Genomic DNA, 20,492 nt, shown 5'->3' with positions numbered 1-20,492 from the left:
ATCAATGTTGCTGGCAACTGAAGAAAAAGGGAGTGAAGAACGGTCGCTGCTGTCCGACCGTATCCGCAATGCGCTAACCGACGAAATAGCAGCCGGTGTGCTGGCAGCCGGTACAGCGCTCGACGAACAGCAACTTGCTGAACGTTTCGGAGCCTCGCGGACCCCGGTGCGCGAGGCTCTGCGTCAACTCGCCGTGAGTGGGCTCGTCGAGATGCGCCCGCGCCGCGGAGCCGTCGTCACACGAGTGACGGCTGAGCGTATCATGGATATGTTCGAAACATCGGCCGAGATCGAGGCGATGTGCGTGCGTCTCGCGACCTATCGCATGACGCCGCTGGAGCGCAGTCATCTTCTCAGACTGCATGATGCTTCAAAAGCCATGGTCGAGGTCGGAGACTATGACGCCTATGACGCGTTCAATCTTGAGTTCCACGAAAGCATCTACCGCGCCACACATAACGGCTTCCTGGTCGAACAAGCGATCGCTGTCCGCACCAGGTTGACCGCTTTCCGGAGGACGCAGCTCCGGCAAGACGATCGTATCGTCCGTTCCCGCCACGAGCATGACGGCATAATAGAGGCCATATCGCGTGGTGATGGCGAGGAGGCTGCACGTCGCATGCGCGCGCATATGCTGAACGCAGCCAGCGCGCTTGACCGATACATCGCGGCACATACCACGAAGAGTTGACCGACCTACGCGAGAAAGAGGTTCGAACTCAGATACCACCGTGGCAGGACGGGGCCGCTCCCCACGTGGACCCGGAACGGAGGTACACCTGCCCCCGCGAGCCTGGGCGCTTTTGGAGGCGCCGGAAGGGTCAAGGCTTATCACTTAGGAGCGAGAAGCATCACAGCGAGGGCTTCGTGTGCATACGGAATTCACTGCATCTTAGAAAGGCGTATGGGGTTCGTCTGCCATGCGATCGCGCTCGACCAGAATAACAAGGCTACATCGGCCTTCAACACGGCGCGCGAGTTGAACTCGGCATCGATGAAGCCGAATGGCACCATAGCGGCGGTGGGAAAGAGCCCCGCCAACGCACGTCCAAGCTGGCCGTGAAAAGGTCCGCTACAAGATTTCGACCGATTGGTATGACCCTGCGGTCAAGCGCTACATCCGGCCGCGGGAGGAGCCCGGTTGCCGGTGTGTCGGCAAGCGTCATTAAGGCTTCTCTTGAGCCCCCGCCTGATCGGCATGGCAGGGACCCAATTGGGAAGTATTCAGGCGGTTCCCCGGATCTTATCCCTTAGAGCGGCCGCGACGAAAGCCGATCGAGTAACACCCAGCCGATGGGCCGTCTCGTCAGTGTCGGCAAGTAAACCGGCATCCAACGAGATATTAGCCCGAGCCGGGCGGCCCGCGTCACGGATTAAGGGTACTGACATCAAGACGGCGCCAGATGCAAAAGCGGCCCGAACGTCGGCGTCAGCGACAAGCTCCTCAACCGTGCGAGGGGCGGGAATAGGGCGGCCATCCGCGAGTTCTTCGGCCACCCATTCGGACAATGCGGCCATAGCATCATTAATTGCCTCGTCCCGGCTTTCCGACTGCGCGACGCAGCCAGGAGCATCGGGAAACGAGACGCCAACAAATCCGTCGGCAGTGTCCACGAGTGCGACATAGCGAGACATAGTTACGATAGTTCCTTACTTGGGTTTCGATTTTGGTTCGGTTTAGTTTTATAGTTAGGGTTCCGGAGCGTGGCGGGGGCCCGGGATTACTCCCAGCCCGCCGCCTTGGCGATAGACCGAGCCACCAGCGGCGTCAGGGTCTTGTGACGGGGAACCATGATCGTCGGCATCCCCTCTTTCTTGTATTTGTCGTGTTTCGTGCCACCGACGTTCTTCCAGCCGTCCTTTTTGAGGCGGCCTTTGATCTTGGTGGCGTTGGTCTCAAGCATTTCTTAGGCTCCGGTCGATGTGCAAATATTTGCACATGAACGGTCGAAAAGTCAAGGCTAATTGTGCAAACAAATGCACGAGATGCAGGCCCCCTTCATAGGGAAATCTGATGCTTGCCACTTCTGAGACCCAACGGCGCGCGATGTATGCCGCGGCCGAGGACCGGAGCACGCTCGGCATTCCGCGAACTCCGCCCCGACGCCAGGATCATCAACGAGATGAACGTCGAGGGGCGGCGCAGCTCGTGCGGACGTTGTGGCGGTTCTACCGGAACGCCTCTCGATTTGCGAGATCAAATCCGAGCGCGATCCGACAACGTCGATGAAATGCGACGGAAAATCGTCGCCTTCGGCGTCAAGGTACTCGATGTTCCAGATCCTCACCTCTACTTCCAAGCGCCGGGCGGACAGGTCTTCCGGGTCGTTGGGATCAATGAGGATCTGTCGAAATGTGAGCGGGACAATTGAGGCGGATCTCTCCGCCGGAGCTTGGGCCCCCAACCCCGCGCCGACCGATCTGCCACTACCCTAATAGTGGCAGCTGGTCAGCAAAAGATGTCCGCCACGGCGCCCTCCAAGCGTCTAGAAACGCACAGTCAACCACGAGGAGCAGCCTCCATGACCGAATTTCTCTTCCTCTTTCGGGGCAGTCAGATGGCGTCTCGCTCGCCTAATCAAATGCAACGGACATTGAGAAGTGGCGCCATATCACCGGAATGGGCTTCGCTCTACGAGAGAATTGTAAAGAGCGAACAGGACTTGGACTTAGCCCAATCGAGGAAGTCAGTTTACACAAATCTGGCTCACTCGGTCGTTGGCACTTCGCGACTTACCCGTCCGGAGTTGGCTTTCACTGAAAACTGATGGCGTGGAAGCCCTCTGCGTAGGTACGGGTTTCTCCTCACATGAATTGCCCATAGAATCGGCCACGTCTGTGAGGGGTTCTGCGCGCAGATTCATGCCGGGGTGGGGGATCGATTGCTCGAGGAGCCGCCTTTCAATGCTTGGCCACATTGGGTCTCGGTGCCCCGGCACATGAATTCGCGGCATAGTAGCTTGCGACCCGGCCGGCTCGGGACTTCAACCCCGTTCGGATTTGCGGGCTGCGGCCGCCAACATCGCCTGACCGACGCCCACGTCGCCCTGCGCGACAAGCACTTCGCCAGCATTGCGAATATCGCGCGGCTCCTTCGTCTGGCTCAACTTGGCTTTGCCGACCAGACGCGTAATCTCGATCTCCAGCCCGACGATCTCCTTGACCAGGGTGTCAATAAAGTCTCTCGGCGCATCCCCGATCTTCCATGGGACGGGCTGGGTTGATTCATGCCGATGGGTCAGTTTCGCCACGTTCCGACGCACAAAGCGCTCATCGTCGTGAACGGTGATGCGTCCGTGTGCATGTGCAACGAGGTAGTTCCAGGTCGGCACCTGTTTGTGGAACTCGTGCTTGCTCGGATACCACTGCGGAGAAATGTAGGCGTCGGCGGCCCGGAACACGACGAGGACCTCATCGCCGGTCGACACGTCCTGCCAGACCGGATTGCTGCGCGCGACGTGACATCGAAGCACGCCGAATTTTCCTGCCAAACTGTCGAGTTCGAAGGGGATGTGATTGGCGTCGAGTCCACCTGAGCCGTGGGTGATCAAAACGCCAAGGACGTTGTTCTGGATCAGATCAAAAAGAACCTCACGGCTGGGCTCTTCGTTATGCGGTGGGACATACATGAGTTTGTTCCGTTCAATGATTTGGAAGTTGGCTGTTCACGAACCGGCTTCTGATCGCAGACGTGCCAGTGCCTCGGCTACCTGGTGCTTCGCCGCGGTGGGAAGCGGCATGATCGGAAGCGGGGGTACGGCCCGGCAGACGTCGAGGACTTCAGCAAGTGCATAGACGACGCGAAGGCTCGAATACGTCTTGAAGAGTTCCCATAGCGGGACCAGCATGGCGTCGATGCGGCGCGCTTGCGCATGGTCGCCTTGCTGAGCAGCCCTGACGATCTTCAGGCAAGGCTCGGGCAAGATGCCACCCAACACGCTGTACCATGTATCGGCGCCGGCAATCATGGCCGGGGTGGCGTTCCAGTCGCCGCTGTAACCGATCGAGAATTCTTTCGGCACGATTTGCCTCTGATCCGCCAGCTGGCCTTGGATCGCATCGCCCCGGTCGGTCGGGTTCTTGATGGCGACGATGCCAGGCACCTGCGCAAGGCGTGTGACAAGCGCGGGCGTAAAGCGAAAATGCGTGGTTCCAGGATTGTCGTAGATGACGATCGGCAGTCCGCTTCTGCGCGCAACCGAGGAGAAATGCTCGAACACCTCGTCATCGGTGAGCGGGGCATAAGAGACGGCTGCAAGCAAGCCTGCGGCCGCGCCGATGGCCTTTGCGTCTCTTGCGTGTTTTATCGCCTCGTCGGTGCGCAACGCGCCGACGCCCACGATGACCGGGATACCTCCGCCTGTCTCGTCCAGCGCCTCGGAAAGGGCCCGGCGTCGTTGCTGTCGCGACAGATACATATAAGTGCCGGTGCTGCCAAGAAGTCCGATGGAATCCACCTTTGCTGTGCAAAGCCGTGCAATCAGCTGGCGCAGCGCCAAGGTATCGACCCGGCCGTCATTGTCGGTAGGCGTGATTGGGAAGGCGCAAAGGCCGCTCAGGAAGGCCATGTTCAAGCTCCCGTCGTCTGATTGGTTGCGGCGCTCGGCATCAGACCGCGTCCAGTCCCTGCCGAAGATCCGCAATCAGGTCGGCGGCGTCTTCGAGCCCCACCGACAGGCGCATCAGGTCTTCGCCGACACCATCGGCCAGATGCGCATCCTTGCGGATTGCCTTGCGCGCGCGGGTCAGGCTCGCAGGGTGATAGATGAGGCTGTCGGCGTCGCCGAGGCTGACCGCACGAGTGATCAGCTTGAGCTGATTCATCATCTGGCGAGCGCCATCGAAGCCAGTGTGGAGGCCGAAGGCCAACATGCCCGAGCCCTGCGACATCTGTCGGCGCGCGATCTCCCGATCGGGATGAGAGTCGAGAAAGGGATAACTCACCCAGGACACGGCCGGGTGCGCCTCGAGCGCCTGCGCGACCGCAAGGGCGGAGGCGCTGTGACGGTCCATACGCAAGGTGAGCGTTTTCAACCCGCGCAAGATCAGGAACGCTGACATCGGCGATAGCGCTGCGCCGGTAATATAGCGCAGGCCCGTTTCGTGCAGGGTGTGAAGTGTTTTCGCGTCGCCGAGGATTGCCCCGCCCAGAGCATCGCCGTGGCCGTTGATGTATTTGGTCAGCGAGTGGATCACGATGTCGGCCCCGTGTTGCAGAGGACGCTGTAGCGCGGGCGAGGCAAAGGTGCTGTCGACCGCGACCTTCACGCCGCGCGCATGGGCGTGTTGGGCAATGGCGGCAATGTCGAGGATGCGGCTCAGCGGGTTGACCGGCGTCTCGAAGAAGATAAGCCTGGTCCTGTCAGTGATGGCGCCTTTGAGATTGCTTGGTACGGATAGATCGACCGCAACGACCTTGATGCCAAACCGCGGCACCGCCTGTTCGACCATGGCGAGCGTGTTGGCATAAAGCGTCTTGTGGACGATGAGTTCGTCGCCTTGCGACAGCAGCGACAGGATCAGCGTGCCGAAAGCCGCCATCCCCGAAGCAACGACCAGCCCGGCTTCGGCTCCTTCGAGATTGGCGAGCCGTTTTTCAAGAATGTCGGTCGTCGGGTTGTATTCGCGTGCGTAAAGCCTTCCGCCAAGCGCTGCCGCGGCCTCGTTTGCGGCCACACTTTCGAACCCGTAGGTCGAGGTCAGAAACACCGGCGGCTGAACGGCATTGGAAAAGCCGGCCGGATCATAGCCATGATGGATGGCCCGGGTGGCGAATGCGAGATTGGCGTCGTGAGGGGACGGCGTCGGTGCCCCGGTTTCGGATTGGTCTGTGGTGCGGGGCATCGATCTTTTGAAATCCTTTTGGTTTTTTAGAACATTGCCGGCAAACTGGTCTGGATGTAACGTCCAGTTGGCGATGAAACAAATGGTCCAGTCTTCTCGTGCCGTGTCGGCAGGTCACTCGCAGGGTCTCGGCGCGCGCCAGATCTACGAAGCGCTTCGCGAGCAGATCCTGAGCGGTGTCTATGAAACCGGCAGTCAGCTGCCGTCGTCTCGCGGCCTCGCAAATGACCTCGGCGTTTCGCGAACGACCGTCACCGTCGCCTACGAGCAGCTGGTTGCGGAAGGCTTCATTGAGGTCAACCAAGGCGCACGGCCTCGCGTTGCTGCTTCCCTGGTTCGTCGCGAAGCCAGCAGCGCGTTCCCAAAACGGACTGGCCCGGTACATCTTTCCAGCTATGGCGAGCGACTGCGTGGCAGCCCGCCATGGCCCGATTATCTGCCAAACCGGTTGAAGGTCGATTTCCGTTATGGCGACCTTGCGCCATCTGATTTCCCGGCGCTGACCTGGAAGCGCGCAATGAACGCGGCAATGTCACAACGGCCAGGAAGGCTGGCCTATGACGATCCACGCGGGTCGCCTCGCTTGCGCCAGGCTCTGCAGGGATATTTGTGGCGCGCTCGAACGCTAAGCTGCGAGATCGAGCAGATTCTCGTCGTAAGCGGGTCGCAGCAGGGCCTGGACATGTGCGCGCGCTTGCTGCTGGATCCTTCAGACAGCTTCGTCATCGAGGACCCATGCTATAGAATGGCGCGCCAGGTGTTTGCCAGTACAGGGGCGACGCCTGTGTCCGTCTCCGTTGATAGCGACGGCATGAAGACGGAGCTGCTTGAGGGGATCACGGCGCGGCTGGCCTATGTGACGCCGTCGCATCAGTTCCCGCTCGGCGGCGTCCTGCCGATCTCGCGGCGGTATCAGCTTCTCGAATGGTCCCAAAGAAACGACGCCTACGTGATCGAAGACGACTATGATGGCGAGTACCGCTATGACATTCGTCCGGTGCCTCCGCTGCACAAACTGGAAGACCGCAGTTCCGTCATCTATCTCGGCACTATCTCCAAGACGCTGTCGCCTATGCTGCGCATTGGCTACCTCGTGGTTCCGCTGGAATTGCAAGGCGTCTTTGCGACGACCAAGCAGCTTCTGGACAGACATTCGCCGGTTGCGGAGCAGGAGGCCTTGGCCTCGCTAATCGAGAGCGGCGGATATGAAAGCCATGTGCGGCGCGTCCGCCGTCTCAACGGCGAGCGACGAGGAGCCTTGCTCGCCGCCCTTCGGCGCGCCTTCGCAGATCGAATCGTCATCGAGGGCGCCGACGCCGGGCTGCATGTCGTCGTCTGGTTCAAGGATCTCTCTTGGCCATTGGAAGACGTCTTGATCGACGAGGCGCGGCGGGCCGGCGTGGGCGTCCATCCGATATCGCCGCTCTATGCTCACGAAACCGACGAACGCCGTTCCGGCAGCATCGGATTGGTGATGGGCTATTCCGCCTTGACCATGCGGCAGATCGAGAACGGCGTTCGGCTCCTGGCCGGCGTTGTGCAACGGCTGAGTAAGGGCTTGCCCTGTCAGTTCAGCAACAAGCTCCGCAAGGACAGCGACATCGCCTGACGGCGCCGCCCCCGAGCTCAACACGATATGGTCGACTGGATTAGCAAGACTCGCGAAAACTGGCTCTGTCTGTCGGGCCAGTGTCCGGGCACATCGTGATGCCGGCAACGCTGCGTCTTGGAGCGTGGAAGCAAACATGGCAAACGGACATCTCGATCAGATCCTCGGATCCGGCCGGAAGCTGGGCGCCGCGACTGCGGTCTTGGAGGGCGAAGCTTGACGTGGAATGGAACACTGCTTCACATCCACGTCGCGCCGGCAGCCTCTTACGAGATGGAGGCGCTGACCCAGGCACAGCTTGTTCCTGGTCGCGGTATCGTTGGAGATCGATATTTTCTGGGAACGGGGACTTACTCTCCGAAGCCGGACGTTCGCGAGGTGACGCTGATCGAGGTCGAAGTCCTGGAAGCGATGGCTCGCGGCGAGCCAAAGATCCCGGGCTTCAAAGCCAGGCTCGAGGCGGAAGACCATCGGCGCAACTTGACCACCCGGGGCGTTCCGCTCGGCCACCTCGTCGGGAAGCGCTTCCGCGTTGGCGAGACCGTGCTGCGAGGCGCACGGATGAACTTTCCCTGCAAGTACATCGAAGAGCTGCTTGGCATTCCCGGCCTCTACGAAGGTCTGCTGAACCGTTCCGGTCTGAATTGCGCAATCGAGATCGGCGGCGTGATCCGCCCGGGCGATCCGATCTTTCCGATGGATGAATGACCTGCATGGCTGCGCCCCGCATCATCATGAAGTTGACGGTAACCGCCATCCGCAAGGAGCCCGGCGACGTCCTTGTCATCGATTTGAAGCACCCGCGCAAACCTTTGCTGCCGCCGTTCGAACCTGGCTCCCATGTGGATGTGCACCTGCCCGACGGCAAGGTGCGCCAGTATTCGCTCTGCGGAGACCCGAGCGATTTGAGCCGCTACACGATTGCGGTGAAATGCGAGCAGACAGGCCGCGGCGGATCAAGCTGGATTCACCAGGCTGTTTCCCCGGGATTCACATTGCCGGTCTCCGCTCCGCGCAATCATTTCCCCCTCGGCGAAAGCCGCGGGCCGATCCTGCTTCTGGCGGGAGGTATCGGGATCACTCCGATCCTGGCAATGGCGTGGGCGCTGGAGCGGCGGGGCAGACGCTACGAACTCCACTACTTCACGCGCAGCAGCGCACTCACGCCGCTCTCGTCGGTTATCGAGAGCGTCCTCGATCCAGCCAATGTGCGGCTGCATTTCGACGATGAGCCCGAAACCCGGCAGGATCTTCAAACCCTGCTGTCAACGCTTTCGTCGGACAAACAGCTCTACTATTGCGGGCCACCTGGTTTCATGGCTGCCGTCGACCGGGCAAGCGCCCACTGGCCGGCAGGCACGGTGCATTTTGAGGCTTTTCAGCCGCCTGAGTACGACAATGCCCCACCTGAACCTTTCACGATCATGCTGCGAGATGGGACATCGGTCCCCGTCGCAGCCGATACGACCGCGCTCGCGGCACTTCGAGGGGCGGGCGTGCTGCTCATGGCTTCGTGCGAGAACGGCGTTTGCGGAACCTGTGAATGCGGAATGCTGGAAGGCCAGCCGATCCACCGCGATGCTGTCCTGACCAGGCAGGCCCGGGACAATCGGTTTATCCCGTGCGTGTCTCGCGCGAGAGGTGTGCTCAAGCTCGATCTTTGAGCAAGTGGCGACGTCGATCAGCAGGCGAACGTTTTGGGATCTCCGTCCGACCTCTTCATAAAATACGGCCAGACGATCTCAAGCAGGCCGGCGCCGAACAGAATTATCCAGTGCATGGTATCCTCCTGGCGGACTGCTGAACCGCCGCGCGGGGCGCGTTGAAGAGAAGCGATGTGAATTGCCCGCGAGGGGCAATTCACATGAGACGATCCAGAGCCTCGATCACTCTCAGGATGCGCCGAACGTCTCATCAAGCGCGTGTCTGATGTCGGCGATCAGATCCTCGGTGTCCTCGAGGCCGATCGAAAGACGCAGATGCCCATACTTCTGGAAGCTCGCCGGGTAACGATCGGATCCGCCACGGCCGCTGCCGCCGACATGCACGATCAGGGTTTCGTCGTGACCAAGCGAAACGGCGGAAGTGATTACCTTCAGATTGGCAACGAACCGGTTCTGCGTGTCGGGATCGCCTTCGACCGCGAAAGCCATGACCGCGCCGTAGCCCTTGCCGGCGAACTGGCTTTTCGCCAGCGCGTGCTGGTCATGGTTCTCGAGCCCGGGATAGGTGACGTAGGCGACGCGCTTGTCTGTCGACAGATAGTGGGCGACGGCCTCGGCCGATGCGTACTGCTGCTTCAGGCGCAGGGGTAGCGTGACCGAGCCGCGCATGATCAGCCAGGCGTTGAATGGCGATATCGTCCCGCCAAGGTCGACAAGCGCGTCTGCCTTCATGTGATGGACGAGCTCCTTGGAGCCGATCACCACGCCGCCCATCGCGTCGCCATGGCCGTTGATGTACTTGGTCAGCGAATGGATAACGAGGTCTGCCCCCAAGGTTAGCGGCCGGAAGAAGGGGGGAGGGGTGAAGGTCGAGTCGACCGACAACAGCGTGCCAGCTTGTTTGGCGACCGACACCAGCGTTGCGATATCGGCAACCTTTGTAGTCGGGTTTGCAATCGTTTCGGTGTGGATCAGTTTGGTGTTCGGCCGCACGGCGGCTCTGACGGCATCCATGTCGCCCATGTCGACGAAGGTGGCTTCAATCTTGTAGCGCTGCGGCAGGAGTTCGGAAAAGAGCCGCCAAACCGCCTCGTAGGTGACGTCGCCGACGATCACATGATCTCCGCTTTTCAGGAAAGTGAAGAATACGGCATGTAGGGCGGCAACGCCGGTCGCGAAGACGGCGGCATCCTGACCGCCTTCCAGCGCGGCAAGCTTGCGCTGTAGGCACATCTGATTGTGGCCCGAATTGCGCGTGTAGGACGGTGTCTCGGTATCGGACCAGTCCATCGTGGAAGGGTCTTCAGGAAGGAGATAGGAATTGGCCATGACGATCGGCGTGCGGATCGCTCCGGACGTCTTGTCGATCTCGTTGCCCCCATGCACCGACAGCGTATTGAAGGAGAGCGTGGACAGTTCGTGTTTGTCTGGTCTCGACATTGTTGGCCTCTGCTTTTTGGGTTGATTGCTCAAGTGCGGCTAACGTCGAACCGGCACCGCGTTTTCCAGCTTCTGGAAGACCTGCGTGATGACAAAGGTCAGGCCGATGTAAAACACTGTTACCAGGAGGAGGGGCTCGTAGACCGGAAGCGTATCCTAGGTCCGCTCCTGCGCAGGCGGCGGAATCATTTCGCGGCTGGTCAGTGGAAGGAGCCGTTCGCACAAACCGCCGCTTGTGCGACATCGAGACATCGCAAGTCACGTCCACTTGCTTTCTTTCGGGATTGGTCGCCGGCCGGTTAGCTGACGCTGATTTTCTGTTTATAAACCTCACACCCTGGCGCCAGCTCGATTAGACCGCTCACGAGCATCTTGCCCGCCTCCTCAAGCGCTTGCTCCGGCATCGTTGCCAAGCTTTCCAAAATGAACCACATCCGGCCGCCCACGGTTTCCAAGCGGGTGCGCGTGCCCTGCCGCCAATTCCAGCGCCGACATGTAGCGCCCACGTCGTCGCGCCAGATGACTTCCCCCTTGGATGGGCTTTCGACGATCGCATCGCCATTCGCAAAAGTGTCGAAAGGCTCCGTTCCGTCGGCAACCGTCAGCCGCGGACCTCCAACATACGCATCGAAGTTTTCACCCCCTACCGGTACTGCGAAACGCAGGCTCACTGCGTTGTAAAGGTCGACGACAGGGTTGATCGATGGAATGCGACCATCCTTCTCCACGCGCTTCTTCAATGCCTGCGCGGAGCACGGCGTGCGGTTTGGTTTTGCTCCGAACCGGCTGTATACGTCACCCCAGCTGGCCAGATGCGCGGCTCCCCACTCCGGACCGCCGGAGGAGACGTAGTCGCACGCAGTCAGCAAGATGTTGGGATCGATCCGCTGCTTCTTTGTACCATTGGCATCAACGAAAATGCTGATCGCGCGGAAGTCGGGGGCGATGCCCGCAATTTCCTTGTCGATCACCGGAAAATCCAACACGGGCTCTAGCTCCTATTGACCAATTTAGTCTATGATAACGACTATGAAAAAGAAAGTCAATATATCGACCGAGGCGGTCGCTGATGTTGAGCGCGTCAGCGCCACGGTGTCTCAAAACCTCAAGACGTTCAGGCGGCAAAGCGGTCTGACACTCGATCAGCTGTCCCAAAAATCCGGTGTGAGCAAAGGCATGCTTGTCGAGATTGAAAAAGGGACCGCCAATCCCAGCATCGCGACGCTCTGCCGTGCAGCGACCGCGTTGGGTGTATCGGTGGCCGATTTCGTCGGCGTGGCGGTCAGCGTGCCGGTACGTATCGTTCCACCGCAGGACGCTTCCACCCTTTGGCGCGGTCCCAAGGGAGGCAGCGCTACGCTCCTGGTCGGAACGCAAGGACCCGACGAAATCGAACTTTGGCGCTGGACACTGTTTCCCGGCGAGACATTCGAATCCCCTGGGCATTCGCCGGGAACACTCGAACTGCTGAATGTGGAGGCTGGCGAACTGACGCTGAAATTGGGCGATAGCTTACATCTTGTTCCAGCCGGTTCGTCCGTGCTGGCTCGCACAGAAGACAAACACGCCTACGTGAACAGTGGCAAGCAGGAACTCCGGTTTGTCATGACCGTGGCGGAGTTGCAGCGACCACGGGTGAGAACGGCTCTCTAGCATTAACATCCTTGGCGCGGTGTCAGGTTCTGCGCAGGTAGAGGTCTTCGAACTCGTCGCGCAATGTGCCGAGCGACTGTTCCGTGCTCTCTCCATCCAGGATGGCAAAGCCAAAGTCGGCGCCCGTGGCAAAGCCGTAATAGGGACTGTTCTATATGACCGCCGGCAGATCGGGGGCGGTGGCCGATGTTTTGCCTGTCGGCAGCAGTTTAGGTCGAACTTGCCACCTGGCGTACCAGCCACGCCGTGAAATTTTGCCCAAGCGGATTTGTGCTCTTCGCTTCCGGCATGACGACATAGTAGCTGTTCTCGGTCTGCATCGGCAAATCGAGGACAATACGAAGTTCGCCTGATCTTAGCTCTTGCTCGATGAGGTATCGCGGAAGAAGTGCAAACCCCATGCCCGCAACCGCCGCCTCGATGATCATTGAAAATTGATCGAATCGGTGCCCCCGGTAGGCCATTTCGGCCGACACGCCTACCTGCTCGAACCACAGGGCCCAAAGTTTGGGACGCGTTGCGAGATGGAGCAACGGCTTAGTCAGCAGATCAGCGGCGGCGATCTCTTTGCAAGTTGTCAACAGCGCACCGCTTGCCACCGGCAGGATCGATTCGCTGCAAAGATAGGTACATACGCCGCGAGCCCAAACCGGCTGTCCGTAATGGATGGCGAGTTCGAAATTCTCTTCGTCGAAATCGAACGGCGCCGAGCGCGCGCCGACATTGAGGATCACGCCCGGGTGCTGGCGCAGGAAATCAGGCAAGCGCGGACTGAGCCAGCGGCTGCCGAATGTCGGCAAGGTGGCGATACTCAGGCTCGATCTAGCGTAGGCGGATGACATTGCGCGCAGCATCGTCTCTTCGGCTTGCTGTAGCAGCTTCCGGGCTTCCGGCAGGAAGCGCCGCCCATCCTCGGAAAGCACCACGCGCTGCCGGATACGCTCGAACAGCAGCGCGCCGAGATAGACTTCCAGATCCTTGACCTGACGGCTGACGGCGCTCTGGGTCAGGTTGAGTTCCCGGCCGGCGCGCGTGAAGCTCGCGTGTCTTGCCGCGCATTCGAAGGCCTGGATTGCAACCAGGTCTGGCATCAACTTTCTGCTCAATATCATGCGTATCTCGCATCAACCTAGTCGAAGTCGTCGCGATCCATGCCGGATGAAATCCGATATCACTCTTTTCCGGAATGATCTCATGTTTTCTCAAAAGCGAGACCGCACTGTGCCAAATGCTGCTTTCGTTGCATCCGATGACATTCGTTCTGCTTTTTCTGCGGCGATGTCAGCCATGTACCGGACCGAGGTTCCCGCCTACGGCACGCTGATGGAACTGGTCGCCGAGGTGAATGCCGAAGTGCTGGATGCCACGCCAGTGCTGCGCCAACGGCTCGATGCGACGGATTCGCTTGACCGCATCTCGCAAGAGCGGCACGGGGCGATCCGCCTGGGAACGCCGGCCGAACTCTCGATGATGCGGCGCGTGTTCGCGGTGATGGGCATGCATCCGGTGGGCTACTACGACCTCAGCACGGCCGGCGTGCCGGTCCATGCGACTGCGTTTCGTCCGGTTGGTGCCGAAGCGCTCAGCCGCAATCCTTTTCGCGTCTTCACCTCGTTGCTCAGAATCGACCTGATCGGCGACGAGGTTCTGCGGACGGAAGCGGAGGCCATTCTTGCCGCTCGACGGATTTTCACGGACAGCGCCATCCAACTCACCGAAAAGGCCGAGACGCAGGGCGGGCTGGGTCATGCCGATGCGGATCGGTTTGTCGCCGAAATCATCGAGACATTCCGCTGGCATGATCAGGCCTGTGTCAGCATGGAGATGTACCACAGGCTGCACCAGCAGCATCGGCTGGTCGCCGACGTGGTTTCCTTCAAAGGCCCGCATATCAACCACCTGACGCCGCGCACGCTCGACATCGACGCAGTGCAGACGGGCATGCCGTCGCGTGGCATCGAGCCCAAGGCGATCGTCGAGGGTCCGCCCACTCGCCAGTGCCCGATCCTCCTCAGGCAGACATCGTTCAAGGCGCTGGACGAACCGGTCTCGTTCAAGTCAGGCAGCGGCGGTTGGACGGCTGGCTCGCACACGGCGCGTTTCGGCGAGATCGAGCAGCGCGGCGTGGCGCTGACTCCCAAGGGCAGGGCGCTCTACGACAGCCTGTTGGATGCCACGCGCAAAATCCTCAGGCCGGCGGCCGACGGGTCAAATGCTGCTGATTACGTCGAGGCGTTGTCGCGGACATTCCAGTCGTTTCCCGACACATGGGACAGCATCCGCACTGCTGGCCTTGGCTATTTCACCTATTCGCTGACCGAGCGGGGGCGTCAGGTCGGCAGCGTCCATGTGGAAGGTGTCGATCGGCTGGTGGCGGATGGCTTCGTCCGTTTCGACCCGATCGTCTACGAGGATTTCCTGCCCGTCAGCGCGGCCGGTATCTTCCAGTCCAATCTGGGCGATGAAGCGGGCCAGGATTTCGTCGCCAGTCCCAACCAGAAGCACTTCGAAGCCGCTCTCGGCGCCGGCGTCCTCGATGAATTCGCGCACTATGCGGCGATCGAGCAGGCGTCGATCGACGACTGCCGACGCGCTCTGCGCTGCGTTCAGGCAGCGGAGTAGACAGTCGGCATGATCGGCGAGCGGCACAAGACAGCTTTGGTCGAAATCCTCGGCGAGGACGGGGTTGTCCAGGATTCCGCCAGCCTGGCCGCCTATGAGAATGGCGCGCGCTATGACCGGGGTAGCGCCGCATTGGTGCTGCGCCCTCGCGGCACGGCGGAGGTATCCGCTTGCGTCGCATACTGCGTTCGCGAGCATATCGCGCTCATCCCGCAGTCCGGCAACACCGGCCTGGTCTCCGGCTCGACGCCGGATACCAGTGGAACGCAGGTCGTGCTCAGTCTCGACCGGATGACACCGATTTTCGATCTCGATATCGACAACCGCTCGATCCACGTCGACGCTGGAACCAGACTGTCGGACATCAACGGACGGCTCGAGCCCGGCGGTCTCTTCTTCCCGATCGACCTCGGCGCCGATCCGCGGGTGGGCGGCATGCTGGCAACCAACACCGGCGGCTCGCGGTTTCTGAAATATGGCGACGTGCGCCGCAATACGCTGGGCTTGAAGGTCGTCCTGGCAGACGAGGCTGGCACCGTGATCGACCTGCTGTCGGGGCTGCGCAAGAACAATACAGGCGTCGACTGGAAGCAGCTTTTCATCGGGACGTCCGGCGCGTTCGGCATTGTCACCGAATGCGTGCTCCATTTGGAGCATCTGCCGAGGCAGGTTTCGACAGCCTATCTGGTGCCGCGAACCGGCACTGCCGTCATGCCCCTGCTGCGGGCGATGGAAGAGCGTCTCGGATCGTATCTGTCGGCTTTCGAAGGCATATCGGGGAATGCGATTACCGCAACGCTTGCCCATGTTCCGTCGCTGCGCAATCCATTCCAGAACGGCGACATTCCCAACTATGTCATTCTGGCTGAAGTTTCCCGCAGTTGGCTTCCGCGTGATGACGAGCAGCCGCTCGATGCCGTCCTGGAAACGGCGCTGGCAGAAGTCTGGGAAGCGGAGGGCGCGCCGCTCGCCAACGCCTTTGTCGGTCCAGCCCATGAGATGTGGGCGCTGCGTCACGCCCTGTCGGAAGGCGTCAAACATGCTGGCCGACTGGTCGCCTTCGATCTGTCGTTCCGCAGGGCCGACGTACTGGCGTTCTGCGACTGGATGAAGCTCGAACTGCCAAGCCATTTTCCCGATGTCGCAATCTTCGACTTCGGCCATATCGGCGACGGCGGCGTGCATTTCAATCTGGTCGTCGACGAGGCGCGGGCTGGTCCAGTCGATATCGCCTTCGAACGGCGATTGCGCGACTGGGTCTATTCGATCACGGTCGATCGTTTCGGCGGCAGCTTCAGCGCCGAGCACGGCGTCGGCCGCAAGAACCAAGGCTACTACGATCTCTATACTCAGAAAAAGCACAAGGACCTTGCCGCTGGCCTGAAGCAACTGACATCGCCAGGGCGCCTTGGTTCGGTGTGTTTCGGATAGGTCAAAACAGGAGTTTGCCGGATGAACATTGCAGTCAAATCCATCGATGTAGCCAAGGAAACGACCGAACTTCTGGCGAAACTGGGTGTCGCCAAGGAGGCGCTTGTCGGGGGCGACCTGATCGTGCGCAGCCCGGTGACGGGCGAGCAGATCGCGACGCTGAAGACGATCTCGCCGGCTGACGCGGCCAAGACCATCGATGCCGCGCACAAGGCCTTTCAGGCCTGGCGGATGGTGCCGGGTCCGAGGCGTGGCGAGTTGGTGCGGCTGCTCGGCGAGGAGCTGCGCGCGCACAAGGCCGAGCTTGGCCGGCTGGTCTCGATCGAGGTCGGCAAGATCCCGTCCGAAGGGCTTGGTGAAGTCCAGGAGATGATCGACATTTGCGATTTCGCCGTCGGCCTCTCCCGGCAATTGTACGGCCTGACCATCGCCACCGAGCGCCCCGGCCATCGGATGATGGAAACCTGGCATCCGCTCGGCGTCGTCGGCGTCATTTCCGCCTTCAATTTCCCGGTCGCGGTGTGGTCGTGGAATGCCGCATTGGCGCTGGTCTGTGGCGACGCGGTGGTGTGGAAGCCATCGGAGAAGACGCCGCTGACGGCGCTCGCCTGCGAAGCGATCTTTGCCCGCGCGGTAAAGCGTTTCGGTACGGACGCGCCGCAGGGCCTGGCGCCGGTGCTGATCGGTGACCGCGCCGTTGGCGAGATCCTGGTCGATCACCCCAAGGTGCCGCTGGTATCGGCCACCGGCTCGACCCGCATGGGCCGCGACGTTGGCCCGCGCCTGGCCAAGCGCTTTGCCCGCGCGGTGCTGGAGCTTGGCGGCAACAATGCCGGCATCGTGTGCCCGACAGCCGATCTCGACATGGCGCTGCGCGCCATCGCCTTCGGCGCCATGGGCACGGCGGGACAGCGCTGCACGACGCTGCGGCGCCTGTTCGTGCATGACAGCGTCTATGACGCCCTGGTTCCCCGTCTCAAGAAGGCTTACGAAAGCGTGTCGGTCGGCAATCCGCTGGAAACCTCCTCGCTGGTCGGGCCGCTGATCGACAAAGCGGCCTTCGATGCCATGCAGAAAGCGCTGAAGGAAGCCACCGCCCATGGCGGCAAGGTGACCGGCGGGGCGCGGGTCGAGAACGGCCACCCGGACGCGTATTATGTGCATCCGGCGCTGGTCGAAATGCAAAGCCAGGTTTCGCCGGTGACGGAAGAGACCTTCGCGCCGATCCTCTATGTGATGAAATATTCGGATTTCGACGCCGTGCTCGACGAGCACAATGCGGTGGGAGCCGGCCTGTCGTCATCGATCTTCACCCGCGACCTCCAGGAATCCGAGCGCTTCCTCGGTGTCGACGGGTCGGACTGCGGCATTGCCAATGTCAACATCGGCACTTCGGGCGCCGAGATCGGCGGTGCCTTCGGCGGCGAAAAAGAAACCGGCGGCGGCCGCGAGAGCGGCTCTGATGCGTGGAAGGCCTATATGCGGCGCGCCACCAACACGGTGAACTATTCCAAGGCGCTGCCGCTCGCCCAGGGCGTGTCCTTCGATATCGACTGAGGATCGGGCCATGACCGTCAACACAAGCATCGATGAGGCCGGCTTCGTGCCGGCGTCGCGCATATCGGCGATCGGGGTTTCGCAGATCCTGAAGATCGGCGCCCGCGCGCAAGCGATGAAGCGCGACGGGGCGCCGGTGATCATCCTGGGGGCGGGCGAGCCGGATTTCGACACGCCCGACACCGTGAAACGGGCAGCCTGGAAAGCCATTCAACGCGGCGACACCAAATACACCGCGCTGGACGGCACGCCGGAACTCAAGCAGGCGATCCGCGAAAAGTTCCGCCGGGAGAACGGCCTCGACTATGCCGCCGACGAGATCACCGTCGCGACCGGCGCCAAACAGGTCCTGTTCAATGCCATGATGGCGACGCTGAATGCTGGCGACGAGGTTATCATTCCAACGCCGGCATGGACGTCCTATTCGGATATCGTCACCATTGCCGAAGGCAAGCCGGTCTGTGTCCCGTGCAGCGCGCAAGCCGGTTTCAGGCTGACGGCGAACCAGCTCGAGGCAGCGATCACGCTGAGAACGAAATGGCTGATCCTCAACTCCCCCTCAAACCCGTCCGGTGCTGCCTATAGCGCGACCGATTATCAGCCGCTGATCGAAGTCCTCCTGAGGCATCCGCATGTCCGCTTGCTGGTCGACGACATGTACGAGCACATTGTCTATGATGATTTCCGTTTCGTCACGCCGGTTGCGTTGGAGCCACGCCTGAAGGGGCGGACGCTCACCGTCAACGGCGTTTCGAAGGCCTACGCCATGACTGGCTGGCGGATCGGCTACGCCGGCGGCTCACGCGAATTGATCAGGGCAATGGCGGTGGTGCAGAGCCAGTCGACGTCTTGCCCGTCATCGGTCAGCCAGGCCGCAGCGGTCGAGGCGCTGTCCGGTCCTCAGCACTTCCTTCAGGAACGGACGGAGAGCTTCCGGCGCCGTCGCGATCTCGTCGTTGCCGGGTTGAACGCCATCGATGGTGTCGACTGCCGCGTGCCGGAAGGGGCCTTCTACACCTTCGCGGATTGCGCTGGTCTGGTCGGCAAGACAACGCCCGCTGGCAAGCCGATCGAAACCGACACCGACTTCTGCGATTATCTGCTTGAGGAAGCCCACGTCGCGGTTGTCCCGGGCGCGGCTTTCGGCCTGTCGCCGTTCTTTCGTATTTCCTATGCGACCTCCGAAACAGAGTTGACAGAAGCGATCTTGCGCATCGCCGCGGCCTGTTCACGTCTTGGGAGCGACAGCGACCGATGCTGAATGATCCCCGCTCACACGGTCTATGGCAAGCGACCGCGCCCGAACCGCCGGCTACAGCGTCATTGGACGCAGTAGTGTCGGCCGATGTGGTTGTCGTCGGCGGCGGTTATACAGGCATGTCCTGCGCCCTTCATCTGGCCGAGGCTGGCCGGAGGGTGGTCTTGCTGGAGAGCCGTGAGATCGGCTTTGGCGGCGCGGGCCGCAATGTCGGGCTGATCAACGCCGGCTTGTGGCTGATGCCCGACGACATGATCGCCGCGCTCGGCCCTGTCCATGGGGAGCGCTTGCTGCGGTTGCTGGGCGACGGCCCGGCACTGGTGATGGATATCATCGACAGGCATCGCATCGACTGCGAACTGGAAAGAAACGGCACCCTTCACTGCGCCGTCGGCCCGGCAGGGCTGAAGGAGATCAAAGAGCGCGCGGCGCAATGGCAAAGGCGCGGCGCGCCGGTGCGTGTCCTCGATGCCGAGCAAACGAAAGCAAGGCTGGGTACGCCGGCCTATTGCGGCGCCTTGCTCGACGAGCGCGCCGGCACGCTGCAGCCGCTTGCCTATGCTCGTGGTCTCGCGCAGGCTTGCCTGGCTGCCGGGGTGACTATTTATACGTCCAGCCCGGTTGTTGCGGCCGATAAGAAGGGCGATCGCTGGGTGGTCAGCACAACGGGCGGCACGGTCGACGCCGAGTGGGTCGTGGTTGCCACCGATGCGTACAGCACGGGACCGTGGCAGAGCGTCCGGTCCGAACAGGTGCATCTGCCATACTTCAATCTGGCAACGCAGCCGCTCGGCGTCGATCTGTTGCAAACCATCTTGCCCGGGCGCGAGGGCGCTTGGGACACCAGGACAATCCTGTCTTCCTTCAGACTGGACAGGTCGGGACGGCTGGTCTTCGGCAGTGTCGGTGCGTTGCGCAACACCGGCACGGCGATCCACAAAGCCTGGGCCCGGCGGGCACTGGCGAAGCTCTATCCGCAGCTGGGCGCAGTCGAGTTCGAGCATGAGTGGTATGGGCAGATCGGCATGACTGCGGATGCGTTGCCGCGGTTCCACAAGTTCGGCAGGAATGTCGTCGGCTTCTCCGGCTACAACGGCCGCGGCATCTCGCCCGGCACGGTATTCGGCCGCGAATTGGCGTACCTCATCCTCGGCGAAAGGGCCGAAGCCGATATGCTGCTGCCGCTCACCGAGCTTCAGGAAGCTTGGTTTCGTCGCTCCAGGGAAATCTACTACGAAATTGGTGCGCAGGTCGCCCATCTGGGCTCGGAACGATTCTGAACGGTCGTCGCCTCCGCCAGAAAAAAGCCTTTGTTGTTGAGGGCAGCGAGCGTGGCCTCAACTGTGTTCGAGCACCAAGCCCCTCGGCGAGATAGGCGCTCATCATTTCGGCACAGCCGCCGTCGCAGGTGAAA

19 protein-coding genes and 1 pseudogene are annotated in these 20,492 nt (G+C 61.2%); 11 read left to right on the top strand and 9 right to left on the bottom strand.

The features are described from left to right. Positions 1–4 precede the first annotated feature (4 nt). Both AC1D05_RS24505 and AC1D05_RS24500 read left to right on the top strand, forming a co-directional pair. The gene (locus AC1D05_RS24505) at positions 5–691 is read left to right on the top strand and encodes a GntR family transcriptional regulator (RefSeq protein ID WP_477444307.1); all 687 of its coding nucleotides are present in this window, start codon (positions 5–7) and stop codon (positions 689–691) included. Between the two features lie 213 nt (positions 692–904). Next, the gene (locus tag AC1D05_RS24500) at positions 905–1,063 is read left to right on the top strand and encodes a hypothetical protein (protein WP_477444306.1); all 159 of its coding nucleotides are present in this window, start codon (positions 905–907) and stop codon (positions 1,061–1,063) included. A gap of 161 nt (positions 1,064–1,224) precedes the next feature. On the opposite strand, the gene AC1D05_RS24495 is transcribed toward AC1D05_RS24500, so the two are convergent. The 5 genes from AC1D05_RS24495 to AC1D05_RS24475 all read right to left on the bottom strand — a co-directional run bounded on the left by AC1D05_RS24495 (position 1,225) and on the right by AC1D05_RS24475 (position 5,844). Then, positions 1,225–1,635, bottom strand: a complete 411-nt coding sequence (locus AC1D05_RS24495) for a type II toxin-antitoxin system HicB family antitoxin (protein ID WP_477444305.1) — start codon at positions 1,633–1,635, stop codon at positions 1,225–1,227. Positions 1,636–1,721: 86 nt separating this feature from the next. Then, positions 1,722–1,904, bottom strand: coding sequence for a type II toxin-antitoxin system HicA family toxin (locus AC1D05_RS24490; RefSeq protein ID WP_477444304.1), 183 nt, complete (start codon positions 1,902–1,904; stop codon positions 1,722–1,724). A 1,080-nt stretch (positions 1,905–2,984) separates the two neighbouring features. Then, entirely contained in the window at positions 2,985–3,629 is a 645-nt protein-coding gene (locus AC1D05_RS24485; RefSeq protein ID WP_477444303.1) for an FMN-binding negative transcriptional regulator, read from the bottom strand. Between the two features lie 36 nt (positions 3,630–3,665). Next, positions 3,666–4,568 (bottom strand): dihydrodipicolinate synthase family protein, encoded by a 903-nt coding sequence (locus AC1D05_RS24480; protein WP_477444302.1) that lies wholly within the window; start codon positions 4,566–4,568, stop codon positions 3,666–3,668. Positions 4,569–4,608: 40 nt separating this feature from the next. Then, positions 4,609–5,844 (bottom strand): trans-sulfuration enzyme family protein, encoded by a 1,236-nt coding sequence (locus tag AC1D05_RS24475; RefSeq protein WP_477444301.1) that lies wholly within the window; start codon positions 5,842–5,844, stop codon positions 4,609–4,611. A 73-nt stretch (positions 5,845–5,917) separates the two neighbouring features. On the opposite strand from AC1D05_RS24475, the gene pdxR reads away from it, so the two are divergent. The 3 genes from pdxR to AC1D05_RS24460 all read left to right on the top strand — a co-directional run bounded on the left by pdxR (position 5,918) and on the right by AC1D05_RS24460 (position 9,117). Continuing rightward, the gene (pdxR, locus tag AC1D05_RS24470; RefSeq protein ID WP_477444392.1) at positions 5,918–7,453 is read left to right on the top strand and encodes a MocR-like pyridoxine biosynthesis transcription factor PdxR; all 1,536 of its coding nucleotides are present in this window, start codon (positions 5,918–5,920) and stop codon (positions 7,451–7,453) included. A 216-nt stretch (positions 7,454–7,669) separates the two neighbouring features. Further along, positions 7,670–8,161 carry an MOSC domain-containing protein gene (locus AC1D05_RS24465; RefSeq protein ID WP_477444300.1) on the top strand — a complete coding sequence of 164 codons (492 nt, stop codon included), beginning with the start codon at positions 7,670–7,672 and terminating at the stop codon, positions 8,159–8,161. Positions 8,162–8,166: 5 nt separating this feature from the next. Next, positions 8,167–9,117: a PDR/VanB family oxidoreductase gene (locus tag AC1D05_RS24460; RefSeq protein WP_477444299.1), complete on the top strand. Its 951-nt coding sequence runs from the start codon at positions 8,167–8,169 to the stop codon at positions 9,115–9,117. 228 nt (positions 9,118–9,345) lie between these two features. On the opposite strand, the gene AC1D05_RS24455 is transcribed toward AC1D05_RS24460, so the two are convergent. The 3 genes and pseudogenes from AC1D05_RS24455 to AC1D05_RS24445 all read right to left on the bottom strand — a co-directional run bounded on the left by AC1D05_RS24455 (position 9,346) and on the right by AC1D05_RS24445 (position 11,543). Next, entirely contained in the window at positions 9,346–10,557 is a 1,212-nt protein-coding gene (locus AC1D05_RS24455) for a trans-sulfuration enzyme family protein (RefSeq protein ID WP_477444298.1), read from the bottom strand. 39 nt (positions 10,558–10,596) lie between these two features. Further along, a pseudogene (locus AC1D05_RS24450) lies at positions 10,597–10,713 on the bottom strand (nickel permease); the annotation flags it as partial. A 143-nt stretch (positions 10,714–10,856) separates the two neighbouring features. Beyond that, positions 10,857–11,543: a B3/B4 domain-containing protein gene (locus tag AC1D05_RS24445; protein ID WP_477444297.1), complete on the bottom strand. Its 687-nt coding sequence runs from the start codon at positions 11,541–11,543 to the stop codon at positions 10,857–10,859. Between the two features lie 43 nt (positions 11,544–11,586). On the opposite strand from AC1D05_RS24445, the gene AC1D05_RS24440 reads away from it, so the two are divergent. Then, a complete protein-coding gene (locus AC1D05_RS24440; RefSeq protein WP_477444296.1) occupies positions 11,587–12,210 on the top strand; it encodes a helix-turn-helix domain-containing protein in 624 nt (207 codons plus the stop codon). A 209-nt stretch (positions 12,211–12,419) separates the two neighbouring features. Here AC1D05_RS24440 and AC1D05_RS24435 read toward each other — a convergent pair whose 3' ends face one another. Next, entirely contained in the window at positions 12,420–13,322 is a 903-nt protein-coding gene (locus AC1D05_RS24435; protein ID WP_477444295.1) for a LysR family transcriptional regulator, read from the bottom strand. A 109-nt stretch (positions 13,323–13,431) separates the two neighbouring features. Here AC1D05_RS24435 and hglS point away from each other — a divergent pair, with 109 nt between their 5' ends. The 5 genes from hglS to AC1D05_RS24410 are packed head-to-tail and all read left to right on the top strand — an operon-like array spanning position 13,432 to position 20,358. Next, positions 13,432–14,832: a 2-oxoadipate dioxygenase/decarboxylase HglS gene (gene hglS / locus AC1D05_RS24430; RefSeq protein WP_477444391.1), complete on the top strand. Its 1,401-nt coding sequence runs from the start codon at positions 13,432–13,434 to the stop codon at positions 14,830–14,832. A 9-nt stretch (positions 14,833–14,841) separates the two neighbouring features. Continuing rightward, positions 14,842–16,263: an FAD-binding oxidoreductase gene (locus AC1D05_RS24425; protein WP_477444294.1), complete on the top strand. Its 1,422-nt coding sequence runs from the start codon at positions 14,842–14,844 to the stop codon at positions 16,261–16,263. Positions 16,264–16,284: 21 nt separating this feature from the next. Next, positions 16,285–17,820: an L-piperidine-6-carboxylate dehydrogenase gene (amaB, locus tag AC1D05_RS24420; RefSeq protein WP_477444293.1), complete on the top strand. Its 1,536-nt coding sequence runs from the start codon at positions 16,285–16,287 to the stop codon at positions 17,818–17,820. A 10-nt stretch (positions 17,821–17,830) separates the two neighbouring features. Beyond that, positions 17,831–19,081 (top strand): pyridoxal phosphate-dependent aminotransferase, encoded by a 1,251-nt coding sequence (locus AC1D05_RS24415; RefSeq protein ID WP_477444292.1) that lies wholly within the window; start codon positions 17,831–17,833, stop codon positions 19,079–19,081. Then, positions 19,075–20,358 (top strand): NAD(P)/FAD-dependent oxidoreductase, encoded by a 1,284-nt coding sequence (locus AC1D05_RS24410; RefSeq protein ID WP_477444291.1) that lies wholly within the window; start codon positions 19,075–19,077, stop codon positions 20,356–20,358. The genes AC1D05_RS24415 and AC1D05_RS24410 overlap by 7 nt, the downstream gene beginning before the upstream one ends. Positions 20,359–20,492: the final 134 nt, after the last annotated feature.

The sequence above is a fragment of the Mesorhizobium sp. P2_E9 genome, assembly GCF_056403815.1.
The sequence above is the reverse complement of the archived record's forward strand: the minus strand, read 5'-3'. Positions and strand labels throughout refer to the sequence as shown.

Excerpts from the sequence above, each read along its gene's own strand:
- AC1D05_RS24505 (WP_477444307.1), top strand. The coding sequence starts at position 5 with ATGTTGCTGGCAACTGAAGAAAAAGGGAGTGAAGAACGGTCGCTGCTG.
- AC1D05_RS24500 (WP_477444306.1), top strand. The coding sequence starts at position 905 with ATGGGGTTCGTCTGCCATGCGATCGCGCTCGACCAGAATAACAAGGCT.
- AC1D05_RS24495 (WP_477444305.1), bottom strand. The coding sequence starts at position 1,635 with ATGTCTCGCTATGTCGCACTCGTGGACACTGCCGACGGATTTGTTGGC.
- AC1D05_RS24490 (WP_477444304.1), bottom strand. The coding sequence starts at position 1,904 with ATGCTTGAGACCAACGCCACCAAGATCAAAGGCCGCCTCAAAAAGGAC.
- AC1D05_RS24485 (WP_477444303.1), bottom strand. The coding sequence starts at position 3,629 with ATGTATGTCCCACCGCATAACGAAGAGCCCAGCCGTGAGGTTCTTTTT.
- AC1D05_RS24480 (WP_477444302.1), bottom strand. The coding sequence starts at position 4,568 with ATGGCCTTCCTGAGCGGCCTTTGCGCCTTCCCAATCACGCCTACCGAC.
- AC1D05_RS24475 (WP_477444301.1), bottom strand. The coding sequence starts at position 5,844 with ATGCCCCGCACCACAGACCAATCCGAAACCGGGGCACCGACGCCGTCC.
- pdxR (WP_477444392.1), top strand. The coding sequence starts at position 5,918 with ATGAAACAAATGGTCCAGTCTTCTCGTGCCGTGTCGGCAGGTCACTCG.
- AC1D05_RS24460 (WP_477444299.1), top strand. The coding sequence starts at position 8,167 with ATGGCTGCGCCCCGCATCATCATGAAGTTGACGGTAACCGCCATCCGC.
- AC1D05_RS24455 (WP_477444298.1), bottom strand. The coding sequence starts at position 10,557 with ATGTCGAGACCAGACAAACACGAACTGTCCACGCTCTCCTTCAATACG.
- AC1D05_RS24440 (WP_477444296.1), top strand. The coding sequence starts at position 11,587 with ATGAAAAAGAAAGTCAATATATCGACCGAGGCGGTCGCTGATGTTGAG.
- AC1D05_RS24435 (WP_477444295.1), bottom strand. The coding sequence starts at position 13,322 with ATGATATTGAGCAGAAAGTTGATGCCAGACCTGGTTGCAATCCAGGCC.
- AC1D05_RS24425 (WP_477444294.1), top strand. The coding sequence starts at position 14,842 with ATGATCGGCGAGCGGCACAAGACAGCTTTGGTCGAAATCCTCGGCGAG.
- amaB (WP_477444293.1), top strand. The coding sequence starts at position 16,285 with ATGAACATTGCAGTCAAATCCATCGATGTAGCCAAGGAAACGACCGAA.
- AC1D05_RS24415 (WP_477444292.1), top strand. The coding sequence starts at position 17,831 with ATGACCGTCAACACAAGCATCGATGAGGCCGGCTTCGTGCCGGCGTCG.
- AC1D05_RS24410 (WP_477444291.1), top strand. The coding sequence starts at position 19,075 with ATGCTGAATGATCCCCGCTCACACGGTCTATGGCAAGCGACCGCGCCC.